Source organism: bacterium (assembly GCA_013360195.1).
GTDB lineage: Bacteria > Electryoneota > RPQS01 > RPQS01 > RPQS01 > JABWCQ01.
Window position 1 is genome coordinate 325,686 of sequence record JABWCQ010000002.1, and the last position, 13,340, is coordinate 339,025.

Here is a 13,340-nt window from a genome sequence, read left to right on the forward strand (position 1 = left end):
GTCGAAGGTGTTGAAAGAAATAAGAAACCCCGCATCGACAGCGGGGTTTCTTCATTACCAGACTCCGACAATGACTAGAGGTCAAATGAGACAGGCAGCACTGTTTGCAAGAACTCAAACCTATTGTAAAATCCCTTCAGTTTCTCTTTGACCGCTTCAGTTGAATATAAAGTGTCTAACTGGTTGGCGACATTGAGCATCAGATTCACACTACTCAAGAACCGGTCCACGATATAATTGAACACGTCACGTTCCCGCGGGTAATACCTCACATCGTATTCATCATCGACCAAGTTTGCCTGCGTCGCTGCCAATTTGACGGCAAGATCAAGCCCTCCAAGCGTGTCTGCAAGTCCCCGGGCAACGGCCTGATTTCCCGTCCAGACCCGCCCTTCAGCAACAGTGTCCACAATTGACATCTCAAGCTTTCGGCCCGTGGACACATCCTCTCTAAACTCGGCATAAACCGAATCCATCAAACTACCTAGTACTGCCTTCTGCTCAGAACCGAGATCCTTATCAATTCTGAAGAAGTTTGCCCAACGCCCGATGGAAATCGTCTCCTCGCGAGCACCAATTTTCCGGTAGAGCTCTTCGGCAGTGGGAAACATTGAGACAACACCGATGGAACCAGTAATTGTATTGGGCTGCACAACAATTTTGTCAGCGGCCATTGAAATATAGTAACCACCCGACGCCGCAATTCTCCCCATTGAGACGATGAGTGGTTTCTTAGCCTTAAGCCTTCGCGCTGATTCAAGGATTTGCTTTGATGCAAGCGCCGAACCACCCGGAGAATTTACCCGCAACACTACGGCCTTCACTTCGTCATTTTCAGCAAGGTTATCGAGCTGCTTGATCAATCCAGAAGCGGTAATCTCGTCACTTTGCATCACATCGGAATCGTCTCCGAACTCAATAGGACCCTGAGCATAGAGAACTGCAACCTCATCACTGTGAACCTGCAGTTTCGAAGCGTGCGTCGTATTCAGATAGCGATGTGCAGTAATGGACTCAAACTCCTCTGAACCGCCTTGCAGGCGTTTCTTAAGTACCGGCCAGTCGTTTAGTCCATCAACGTAACCGCGGTTAAGACACGATTGAGCGCTGACTATGAACTCCTCCCCTTCCATGATTTCACGATTAAGTGACTCGAAACTGACACTGGATCGGGAAGACGCAGTTTCCTCGACATATGTCTTGTATATGTCATTAAATAGGTATGTCAAGCTTTCACGGACTTCCGCAGACATGCTGTCGCGTGCGAAGTCTTCATATGCGCCCTTGTAGCGGCCGGCATGAAACACATGGAATTTAATACCCAGTTTCTCGAACGTGGACTTCACGTACGTATTGCTGAGGCCAATCCCGCCAAAGTTTATTCCACTCAAACGACCGGGCATCAAGAAGATGCTGTCGCAGACGCTGGCAAGATAATAGTCACGATCAGTCGCAACATCAAGATGTGCGTACACGGGCTTATCCGATTGTCGAAACTCGAGTATTGCGTTGCGAAGCTCCCGCAGGCTTGCCATTCCGGTCACCCCCTGAGGCCTCACGACAACTCCCGCAATGTTCGGATCATTCCCTGCCAGCTTGAGGGCTCTTGTCATTTCGTTCAAAGTCGAACCTCCCGGGCCTCCGCCAAGAATGCCGAGATTTGGCTCGGAACTGTAATCGGCAATGCTGCCTGAAGGATTCAAATACAGCCATGTGTTTGGCTCGATTTCGAACTGCGGCTCGAATTTCGCCTGAAATCCCCCGGAAATCGCATTGGAGATTCCCCAGCCGATTATCAGAGCCATGAGGACAAATCCGCCCGCCAGAATCCCGAGAATCCAACAGCAGGCTTTGTTTGACGACATTATTTCTCACTCCTGTATTATAGTGCCCCAATCAGGGCTTGTTTTCGGGTTGAAACTTCTTAATTTACGATATTCCAAGATTAGATAAAATGGACAACCTGCAAAGCCGAGCCGGGGCACAATCCTTGCTTTGTTATCTGCATAAAAAAGAAAGATTTAAAGTTTGAATATAGATAGAGCACTCATGGTCGCGCTGGCTGGCGGCGTAGCCCTCCTTTACACGGCCATCGTCTTCGCCTTTTTCGACGGGACAGATCCGGAGAACCGCCTGCTCTATCTTGCCGCTATAGGAATACCATTGGCGATCGGTTTTTTTGCCGCGCCAAGGTTTTCCTTATATATTCTCGGAATCCTCGTCTATTCAATCGATTGGCTCTCGGAATACTGGCAACTGATTCCTCGAGAAGCTACGTGGCTGGTCGACCTGTTTATAGTTTTGTTTGCGCTTCGCTACGGCCTTACCTTCTTCTCGGCAAAGCACAAGATCTTCGCGGTCGAAAAGTTAATCCTTCTTGCCCTCGTGTTTGCCGTTCTATCGGCCTTGATAAACGGGGAGGCAACATCCACGTTACTTGTGGGACTTAGGGTAGGCTTTCGCTATTTATTGCTTTTCCTTGCAGCAACTGGACTCCATCCGCGCGAAGACGCAGCCGCGAAATTCGTGCGTTTTCTGTTTCTCATTGGACTGCTCCAGACACCGGTCGTATTGTGGCAGTGGCAATTCACCAATTGGATATCAGAAGACGAGTTGAACGGCACTTTTGGGCGCAACCAGACCCCGGGCATCGCTTTGTTTATGTTAGTGCTCTACTGCTACCTTATTGCAAAGATGATCGAGCAAAAACATATTAAGGCGGGGTATCTGCTTGCAATGCTCTGGATGCTGGTCTGTCCCATCCTCGGTGAAGCGAAATTCTTTTTCCTGTTGTTGCCTTTGTTCGTACTATTCATGGTGCGGGCGGAATTCATAAAGAGACCTGCGGTCGCCATCGCCCTGAGTCTCGTAGGAATTGTCATGATTGTGGCGGTTGACTACGTCATCGTTGAAACAGGTTTCTGGCGCGAAGGTCGAAATCCTTTGACCTACATCAGGCGATTGCCCGAAGTGTTTCAGACGGAACTGGAGCGGCCCCAAGAACAGAATTTCGAGCGTTCGTACAGGTTTGTCAGCGCTTTGGTACTCGCGTCCCGCGATGCCAAGTCATTCTGGTTTGGCAACGGTCCCGGTTCGATAACATTGTCTTATGTCTCGGGCAGACACTCGAAAACCGCAGATTATTATGCCGGATTCGGTTTAACTTCCAGCGCACCGACAGTTCCTTGGATGCTTATTGAATACGGCTATCTTGGCACTATTCTGATGTTTCTGATTCTGTTTGCGATTTATCGGAGAGGCAAGATACTAAGAGCGTCAGAACGCGAAGAACACAGAGTTTATGGGCGGATGTTGGAGGGCATGACCTTTCTTTATGTCGCATGGCTCTTCTACCAATCCGCATGGCAGTCAGATTCAATGAATTTCATCTACTGGCCGCTCGCAGGCATATTTGTTCGGCTAAGTTATCAGGAACAAGAAGTGCGAAAATATGCTTCAGCCGTTGCCCGTGCTAATGATCAGAAAGGAATGAGCTCCCGGCCAGTTCTTGCCGGTTGACAAGATTGACTATGACCTTTGAGTTTGACAAGTTTGACGCCGAACTCTCCGGCTGGATGGAGAAGTGGGGCATGCGATTGCTTAGGTATTCGCTGGCTGTTGTATTCATTTGGTTTGGACTGTTGAAACCTCTTGGGGTCAGCCCAGCCGCGGAATTGGTGGAAAGAACAGTATATTGGTTTCCTCCGGACGTGTTCATACCAATACTTGGCTGGTGGGAGGTGTTGATCGGCATATGCATGTTATGGCGACCATTGATACGAGTTTCCATCTTTCTCTTGTTGTTGCAGATGCCGGGCACAATGCTGCCACTTGTACTGCTTCCCGATGTCTGTTTTACCCATATTCCATGGGGCCTCACAATCGAAGGACAATATATCATCAAGAATCTCGCATTGGTCAGCGCTGCCATTGTTGTAGGCGGAACTGTACGGAAGAAAGACGACCCCAGGCACTTATTATGAGTGTGGAATTGGGCAAAAGGTTTATAAGAAAAGCCCTCACCGTAGTGAGGGCTTATTTGTGACCCCAGGGAGGATCGAACTCCCATTGCGAGAATGAAAATCTCGAGTCCTAACCATTAGACGATGGGGCCACGAGGCAAAACCAAATCGTGGGTGGCTGAGGGGATTCGAACCCCCGACCCTTGGAACCACAATCCAATGCTCTAACCAGCTGAGCTACAACCACCAAACAGGTCTTCAAGGTGGCAACCAGCCCCCAAAGGCCATAAGAACACTTATTTTAAGTATTTCGCGTAAAAAAGTCAAGCCCGGCGAGTTGCCGGGCTTTTATGTAAAATATTAATAATATAAGGATTAACTCATTTCAATGCTGAACAAGCGAGTCATGCCTCATTGGGCCAAGTGGTCTAGAACTTCACGAACAGAACCAAGTAATTCGGAAGGCCGATACGGCTTTTGAATAAAGGCCACGGAGCCAAGGCTGATTCTTCGCCGTTCCGCTGAAGCATCCGGGAGTCCACTGGAGAGGATGATTGGCGTGCTTTCCTTTTCCTCAAGGATTAGTGCAACGGCCTCGTCACCACTTATAACAGGCAGAGAAATGTCCATAATCACGAGATCGATCTGGTTCTTGTTCTCACAAAAGATGGACACGGCTTCCCTGCCATCTGTGGCCACGATAACAGAGTAGCCCGCTGACTCCAGTACCTCTTTGCCGAGGTCGATAATGACAGGCTCGTCATCAACGAGCAGAATTGTCTCATTACCGCCCCTGACGTTGCCAAATGCTCTTTCAACCGGTGGCGAGGCAGCGGGGGAAGCGCTGCGAGGCAACAAAATCTTGAATACGCTGCCTTTACCTTCGGCCGAACTCACCTGAATCTCACCACCGAGGTCCTCTACAAGTTCCGCAACTATGGACAGACCCAGACCGGTACCGCGATGTTCAGACTTTGTTGTAAAGAATGCATCAAAGATCCTTTTCTGAACTTGCGGCGTCATGCCACAGCCGTTATCAATCACGGAAATCATGACACAGTCGCGAGTAACCCGTTTGCCTTCAGCAAGCCTGAGAAGATGAGCGGTGACATTTTCAGTTCGAATGCGAATGAAGGGCAGTTCATCAGCCATGCTGCTTGAGCCAAGTTTTTCAACGATAGCATCGGCCGCATTCACACCTAAATTCATCAGAATTTGTTCAAGCTGATTGACATTCGCGGCGATCGGCCAAATATTCGGGTTGCCTTCATCTATCACTGAGATTCTCCGGTCTACCGTCCTCGATAACATCCGGACAACATTTGAACAGATTAGATTAGGATCAAGAGCGATCGGCTGGTCAGTGGACTTACGGCTATAACTTAGCAGCTGCTTGACCAGGTTGGAAGCACGTTCAGCAGCGCGGGCGGCCTCACGTGCAAAGTCTCTTCCGCCGTCAGTTGTACATGATGACTGTTCAAGCAGCTCGAGGTTTCCGATTATACCCGTTAGGAGATTGTTAAAGTCGTGGGCAATTCCACCAGCCAATCTGCCGACCGCTTCGAGCTTTTGTGCGTGTCTCAGTTTGTCCTGCAGTTGCCTTAACTCCGTCATATCCCGGACTTCGAGCAAATAAAGGTTGTCGGAGATCGCCGTGTACGTCCATATCAATGACCGGCTGTTAACTTGTGATTCAGCGACTTGCTGTACTTGAAGGTCTTGCCGTAACGACATGAAGCTTGCGAACAATTCCGGATCAATTAGCTGACGGACATGGTCCTGCCCATGTTCAATCAACATGCGTTTGGCTGCCGCGCTGGATGCTATCACTGCGCCAGATCCATCCAATAACCAAACGGGAAAAGTCATCCCTTCCGATAGCATCTGCAGTTGCTGCAACTGTTGCTTTTCACCATTGCTGAGCGTTCCTGCTTCGCGGGGAACCACAGATCCGTAAATTCCGATCTGGCCGCTCGCAGACTTGCAATAGATCCATTGTACAGAAGTGCTGCCTAACTGCCGGTGTCTCTCCTCACTGTTTGACTCACCTTTGACAATATCCGCTACAATATCCATGTGATCTTCGGGCAAGACATCTGCGATGTGCTCGCAACAGCTTCGCTTCATGAGAGCCTCTGCAGCCGCATTCATATAATGAACCGTGCCGTCGGAAGAGCAGGCAAGCACTGGGAACGGATTGTCAGTCGGGAGCAATCGCAGGAGACGCTGCTCTTGTTCCCATAATTTCGTATCGGTGATATCCTGACCGAAACCGACAATGTACTCAATCTGACCGCTCAGATTGGTAACGGGACTGACCGCCTTAAGATAGTATCTTTCACGGTCGTAAATATCTCTGGCTGTTTCTTCAAAACTCACTTGACCGCCCTCTGCAAGCACTCGTGAAAGGGCGGCGGCTCTGTTGCGACCGATTTCGGGGTCCATGTTAAGTCGATGCGCCAGTTCTTCATCGTTACGGCCAATCAGCCAGTCACGAATTGCGGGATCCGGAACATTTGCGCGGTTTGTGTAGCGGTAGTTGCCGTGTTGATCATAAACCGCGATTTGGGCAGGTAAGTTGTCAAGCAGGTTTTCAAAAAACTGCTTCAGGTCAAGGATTTCCTCTTCAGCGCGCTGTCTGTCGATAGCTTGCGCAAGGTAGTTCGCAATTACATTAAGCGGGATGATCTGCTGGTTCAGCTCTTCAAGAGCCTGATCAATTGACGTTACGAATTGAGAATCACCCAACCAAAGCACACCGATGACTGTGTCGCGAACCCGGAGAGGAACACAAACAACTTTCTGGAGGCCCATGCGCCGAAGGTCTGCATGTGCATAGTCCGGTCTTCGGCTTGCCTGTGCGTCAGTAACCGGTTCACCACTTCGAATGACCGTGCCTGAAATTGTCAAGTTTGCGGGCACTCGAAACCCGAGCGGAAGTCCGCTATTAGTTTCGCCTACGAGAATACACTCGTCAGTAACAGGGTCATACAATTCAATTGCCGCGATTTCGAAAGGAAATCTTGTGATAAGGATCTTCGGAAGCTGGGAGTAAACAAGATCCATTGATCGAGCAGACAGAAACAGCTGCGATGAAATGGCCGTGGTTTCCTTATCATGCGCCATTCTCTTTCGTTCCGAGACGTCACGCACAATGGCCATGATCATGGAACGCCCGCTGACTTCAATACTCGCGAGCGAAACTTCACAGTTTAGGAGTGCACCGTCCTTACGGACATGAAGCCACTCAAAGTTCTGCGGAATTCCGGCGCGTGCGCGACTGATGTATTCCGCAGCGAGCTTATCGGATCTTTGGCCGTCTGGCTGGAACTTAGGAGAGAATTCCGAAGGAGCGTGGCCGATAATGTCATCATGTTCACATCCAAATAGCCTGAGGGCTGCATCGTTGCACTCTCTGAAGAGGTCATCCATCAAGAAAAAGCCGTCGGCGGATCGATCGAAAATCGTTCGGTACTTTTTTTCGCTCTCGCGGAGTTGCGATTCGATTTCCGCCTGCCTGTTCAGCAGTTGTACGGTTTCGATCTTTCTGGCGGCTAAATCAGCAAATATTTCGAGATACTGGAAGACCTCGGCAGTCGGGCGCTTTCCGTTTACGGGGTCATCACAGTTGATGGTGCCCAGCACTTTTCCTGTACTGGAGTACATCGGGACATAGACAAGGTCCATTGGATCCCAGTCATCTCCCGGAAGAGATTCACGTCGACCCGGTACAACATATCTGCTGTGAATGACTTCATGCAGCCTCTGAGCCGGGACAAAGTATGAGCGACTGACTTTGAAATCATCAAACTCCGGGGAGAACATCCGCGCACGCTCATCTGCCGGACGGCGGTTTTTTTCCAGTTCTGCTATATCTTCATCGCAGACTCCGAAGTACGCGGATTCAATGACTTCAAAGTTGTCAAACAGATACACAACAGCCGATGCCCATCCGGCTGCACCTATTGCGTTGGCCGCAGTCTGCAAGATTGCATGGGTCGTCCGCACTTCCTCGATCGCAACACCAGCCTGCAGCAATCTCGCGAGCTTGTCGCGGCTCTCCTCAAGTTGCTGGGCATACTCATCAAGAACGTTGAGAGAATCAAACCTCTCCTGCTCTTCAGTTATCCGCTGGACTTCAAGATCTTCGAGTTCGGCAAGGCGTTCTCGTACGACGGCGAGCTCGGCAATCAATTCCTCGCAATTCAGGTGGGCAATACTCAGGTTCTGGCCATCGTTTGTGTTATCCATCATACCGTCAGAGATTCGGTTAGAATCGGTCAATTTTGATGAGTTTTCCATTTGCTTCCTGAAACGCGGTCGGTTTGGAGCTAGACTTGAAAAGTCAGAGCAAATCTGGTTCCTACAAAGCAAGCGCCACTTGAATAACGAGTTCGCGACTCAGTTTGAACGTTCTAACAATCACAAAATAGGTGTAATTGACCATTTTTGTGCTCATTTTTTTCACGGGCAGTGCGAAAAAACTTGCGCTATCGTCTCTGGCAGACTATATTTAGAGATTATACTGGAATCGGCGGAACCAGTGAAGATTGTGTTGAATTTTCGAAGCAAGGAGTTACGTATGTTTTTACGGCAATTGATTTTGCAATGCTTAGTTTGGTTCGTGGCATTTGAGGCTTCTGCGGCCACTATAGGTGACCCAAGTCCTCAAACGACCGCTTTGCCGTCCATCCCAAGTCGATTCAGCGGCCCGTACGAAGTTGAATCAGCAACCGTAGGCGTGATCGGAAATGACTTGCAGAATATCCAAATTCAGTTTGACATTCCAAATATCACAGTGAGTGAAATCCTTTTGGAGGGTCAGTCCTACAGCCAATTCAGGCTTAATGGTGAATCTGTCAGGGAGATTGAGGGGGCACCGGAGGTACCTGCAATCACTCGTTTATTCATGATTGAAAACACCGGAGAATACTCAGCCAATCTGGATTACTCCGAATATGAGACACTTATGACGAGCACGCCCCCAGCTCCGTTTGTGCCTCTTGCCGAAGGAGAAAGAGCTCTTGACGGTTCTGATGTTGTACTTCTTCCCGAGTATTACGAAACAGATGAGTGGTATCCAAGGGATGTTGTTACGATTTCGGATCCTGCAACGATAAGAGACGTCAGGTTCGTGGTTGTAACAATTCATCCTGTTCAGATAAATCCAGTCACAAATCGGGTTAGAATCTACTCCCGGATTGATGTCAGCGTCAGGAATGAGGGCGGAATCGGTGTAAATGAGATCACACACCGTCCGGAGTTTATCTCGCCGGCCTTCAAGGCCCTTTACAGAACGATTCCTAATTTTGAAGGCAGTCATCTTGATGAGTTGCCGGTACTACCGGGAAGTCACCTTTATATTTGTGATCCGAACGCCACTGTAGTTGCCGCGGTACAGAACCTGGTAAATTGGCGTCGCAAGCGAGGGATTGATGCATATATTGCCACAACAACTGTGACCGGAACAACTTCAACTTCTATTAAGAACTACATTTCGAATCAGTATATATCATCCAACGGCGCATTGGAGTATGTTACTCTTGTTGGCGACCCTGACGCATCTGCGCCGTATCAGATTGCTACAGGATCAGGCCTTGACAACTATTACGCGACGATGACCGGAGGCAATCCGGATCCTGTTCCTGATCTGGCGGTTGGGCGAATTCCTGCAAACACGTCGACGAACTTGAATCTGATGATCAACAATATCATCGATTATGAGTCGGACCCATACATGGTGGAGACAGATTGGTATGAGCGTGCCTGGTGTGCAGCCCACACGAATTTCGTACCATCAAATCCATCTACAAAGCAGTACATGCGGCAGATTATGCTGCAACACGGCATTCCGACGGTTGATTTCGATGTGTTTGAAGGCGGCATGTTGACTTCAACTTTGGAAGCGCGATTGGAAGCGGGTGTAACGGTCTTTAACGACCGCATGTCGTGGATTGGTGAATTTTCGTCCTCACAGTTGTTGGGATTGAATGTTGGTGAGCAATGGCCGTATGTTTGGGTTGTAACCTGCGCAACCGGCACATTTTCTGGCGGTCCTTCACTAAATGAAGAATTTGTCCGCGGAAATTACTCAATTGGCTGTGTAGGAATGTCCGGTGCTGGCACGCACTCGCGATTCAACAACATTCTCGACGGCGGCGGTATGCAAACGATGTTTGCGTACGATGTGCGCGAAACCGGAATGGCGGTAGTCGGAGCCAAATTGGAATTGTATCGCAACTACAACAGCGTCTTTCCGGGCGATGTCTCGAATTTCTCCGGCTGGTGCAATCTTCAAGGCGACCCCGGTGTACCGGTCTATTTGGGCATTCCACAAACCCTTTCAGTTAACCATCCGGTCTCTATCACACGTGGCACAAACCATGTGTTGGTAACTGTTACTAGCGGCGGTAATCCGGTTGCCAATGCACTCGTCGGTCTCACAAAGGGGACCGAAACTTTTGCGCGCGGATATACCGATGAGAACGGCGAGATAGACTTGGGCGTAAGCACTCCAACGACAGGCACAATGGATATTGCTGTCACAGGTAAAGATCTAAAAGCATACGTCGGCACAATAAGTGTAATCAATGTAGGCGCGTCCTTGAGCTTTAGCAGCGTGTCGATTGACGATGACAACACGGGAGGCACTGTTGGTGATAACAACGACGTGCTGAATCCGGGAGAAACGATTGATTTGAACATCGTTTTGCAAAACACCGGAACTTCTTCCACCGTTTCCGGAATTGTCGGAACACTGACGAGTGCGTCACCAGGTATAGCGGTTATCAACGGAGTTCAGAACTATCCCAATATTGCAGTTGGAGCAACATCTTCCCCTATCACTCCTTTCCGTATTTCAGTAGGTGCGGTTTTCAACAACGAACCTTCAACGCTGTATTTAGCATTGAATTCATCAGCAGGTTCACAAAGTGTCAGGATAGACTTGACCCCGCAAGCCGCAAGTGTAGCTTTTGTATCAAGTTCGTTTCCCGACGGAAATAATCGACTTGATCCCGGTGATGCAGGCAACTTAACTATTACGATAGAAAATGACGGGTCACGAGCCCTTTCCGGTGCCAGCGCAGTACTTCGATCACTTAACCAGCATGTGTCTGTTTCCGACTCGCTCGGCTCCTATGGAAACATTAACTCCGGCGGTTCATCCAGTAATGCGGGAAATCCGTTTGCAGTTTCCGCCAGCACAAACACGCCAGGCGGATTTCAAGCTGCAATGCAGCTGGTTGTCACCGACGTCAATGGAGTACGGGATTCTACAAACTTATTGTTGACAGTTGGTATCGCCGCGTCCACCAGTCCAACCGGTCCAGACACTTACGGCTACTTTGCGTATGAGAATACCGATACACAACCGTCAGGTGCAAATCCCACGTACGAGTGGATTGAGATTGCTCCGGGGTTGGGCGGATCAGGACAGTCGTTAGGTTTTACTGACGGGGGTGAAGATCAGGATGACGTAGCAATCCGTGCTTTACCGTTCCCATTCCAATTTTACGGCCAGTCATTTGACACAATAACGGTATGCTCGAACGGCTGGATCGCGTTCGGTTCCACAAACCAGATCGACTATCGTAACTTCCATATGGGATCGCCGCTTGGGCCGCCGAATATGATTGCCGCGTATTGGGACGATTTGATCATCACAGGCGTATCCAACGGCGGCGTGTACGTAAAAGACGACGCTGCCAATGGAAGATACATTGTTGAATGGATTACCCAATGCCTATGGGCCGGAGGCGCAGCACCGCAGAAGTTCCAGGTCATCCTGTATGATCCGGCAATGACACCTTCGCCGACTGGCGACGGCAAGATATTGATTCAGTATCAGGATGTAAACCCTCATCCGAATTCGGCATCGTTTGACAATGATTATGCAACAGTCGGCATTCAGAACATGAATCACACGGCGGGACTTGAAATTTGTTATTGGAATTTCTACACGCCGGGATCAACGACGCTTGCCGATGGACGGGCTATAATGATTACGACCGACAATACTGGAACGATTAATCCTCACTTTGCGCTTTTGTCCCCCAACGGCGGTGAGCTGTGGCTATCCGATTCTACTGTATCAATCGCATGGGCGCCCGGACTGGTCAATGGGAATGTCAACATAGAATTGTCACGCAATGGAATTACCGGCCCGTGGTCGAGTATTGCATCAAACACCGCAAATGACGGGCAACATTCTTATGTAGTTGCTGGAGCTACCTCATCGTCCTGCCGCGTCCGAATCACGTCTGTCCTGACTCCGGATTCTACGGACATCAGTGCTGGTGATTTCTCGATCGCCTCTGTGGTTTCAGTGCTTTCTGAGGATTTTGATGGCGGTGCTCCGGGCTGGACTCACTTGGCTTTGCCAGGCTGGTCAGACCAGTGGCACGTAAGTAGTGAACAGGCGCAGAGCGGACCAAACTCCTACAAGTGCGGGGATTCCAGCACAGGTACGCATGCGAGCCTGCTTGACGCCACACTTGTGTCGCCTGTAATCAATAATTTGCCTGCCGACGCGGTGCTTGTTTTCTATCATATTATTGACAGCGAGTTGTCAAACGCATATCCAGATTCGGCTTATGACGGTGGCGTTGTTGAAGTATCGGTGAACGGCGGCCAATTCGTCTTAGTCAATCCAACGGAAGGCTATCCCAAGACGTTTAGAACGACTGCTGGAGGGTCAAATCCATATACGGGTCCCATGCCGGGAGTCACGTGTTACGCTGGGACAATCACTACTTGGACCCAAGAGGTAATTGACCTATCAGCTTACGCCGACTCCTCGATTCAGTTGCGATGGAGGTTTGCCTCAGACGCGGGAACGAATCGCGAAGGATGGTACATTGATGACATCAACATTTATGGCATCGGTACCATTGCAGACGCACTTGTGCCACTCAGTTTGACCATTGCAATATCCGGAAGTGACGTCATTTTACGCTGGGCAGACGACGATAACTTCGGATATCGAATATACAGCAGCACGACACCGAATCCTCCCTACCTCACATTGGAAGGCGAAACTCTGACAAACTCGTTTACAATTACCGGCGGAGCTGGGGCAGCCAACCAGATGTATTACTACGTTGTAGGTTGGAACGGACAGTAGTTTGATCTGCGATTCGCTTCGGGAAGGGCTGGCAGAGTGTTCTGCCAGCCCTTTTTAGAAATGTATCGTCTAACAGACCCTCCAGGATTGAGGATGTGAAATCTATTTCACACATATGAACAAAAGAATAGCGCGCAAATATTTGTTTAATATACTCTTATAATAATAAGCCTAATTTTTTTCGAGGGCAGATTTTATTGATTAACGGTCGGGATTTGCTTAAATTATGTGCTTAGTCAAACTATGTGCTAACT

General features: G+C 49.3%; 5 protein-coding genes and 2 tRNA genes. 3 read left to right on the top strand and 4 right to left on the bottom strand.

Annotation, left to right across the window (positions count from 1 at the left end; translation table 11 throughout):
* Positions 1-74: 74 nt before the first annotated feature.
* Entirely contained in the window at positions 75-1,865 is a 1,791-nt protein-coding gene (gene sppA, locus HUU59_02750) for a signal peptide peptidase SppA (GenBank protein NUO18350.1), read from the bottom strand.
* 163 nt (positions 1,866-2,028) lie between these two features.
* On the opposite strand from sppA, the gene HUU59_02755 reads away from it, so the two are divergent.
* Positions 2,029-3,519: a hypothetical protein gene (locus HUU59_02755; GenBank protein ID NUO18351.1), complete on the top strand. Its 1,491-nt coding sequence runs from the start codon at positions 2,029-2,031 to the stop codon at positions 3,517-3,519.
* 11 nt (positions 3,520-3,530) lie between these two features.
* Positions 3,531-3,983 carry a hypothetical protein gene (locus HUU59_02760; GenBank protein ID NUO18352.1) on the top strand — a complete coding sequence of 151 codons (453 nt, stop codon included), beginning with the start codon at positions 3,531-3,533 and terminating at the stop codon, positions 3,981-3,983.
* A 59-nt stretch (positions 3,984-4,042) separates the two neighbouring features.
* Here the strand turns inward: HUU59_02760 and HUU59_02765 are convergent.
* The 3 genes from HUU59_02765 to HUU59_02775 form a co-directional block, all read right to left on the bottom strand.
* Positions 4,043-4,114, bottom strand: a tRNA-Glu gene (locus HUU59_02765).
* A gap of 21 nt (positions 4,115-4,135) precedes the next feature.
* A tRNA-His gene (locus HUU59_02770) sits at positions 4,136-4,209 on the bottom strand.
* A gap of 164 nt (positions 4,210-4,373) precedes the next feature.
* The gene (locus HUU59_02775) at positions 4,374-8,264 is read right to left on the bottom strand and encodes a PAS domain S-box protein (GenBank protein NUO18353.1); all 3,891 of its coding nucleotides are present in this window, start codon (positions 8,262-8,264) and stop codon (positions 4,374-4,376) included.
* Between the two features lie 280 nt (positions 8,265-8,544).
* Between HUU59_02775 and HUU59_02780 the strand changes: the two genes are divergently transcribed.
* Positions 8,545-13,086 carry a hypothetical protein gene (locus tag HUU59_02780; protein ID NUO18354.1) on the top strand — a complete coding sequence of 1,514 codons (4,542 nt, stop codon included), beginning with the start codon at positions 8,545-8,547 and terminating at the stop codon, positions 13,084-13,086.
* Positions 13,087-13,340 lie beyond the last annotated feature (254 nt).

Bases quoted from the DNA above. Each gene is read 5' to 3' on its own strand.
- HUU59_02775 (NUO18353.1), bottom strand. From the start codon at position 8,264: ATGGAAAACTCATCAAAATTGACCGATTCTAACCGAATCTCTGACGGT.
- HUU59_02760 (NUO18352.1), top strand. From the start codon at position 3,531: ATGACCTTTGAGTTTGACAAGTTTGACGCCGAACTCTCCGGCTGGATG.
- sppA (NUO18350.1), bottom strand. From the start codon at position 1,865: ATGTCGTCAAACAAAGCCTGCTGTTGGATTCTCGGGATTCTGGCGGGC.
- HUU59_02780 (NUO18354.1), top strand. From the start codon at position 8,545: ATGTTTTTACGGCAATTGATTTTGCAATGCTTAGTTTGGTTCGTGGCA.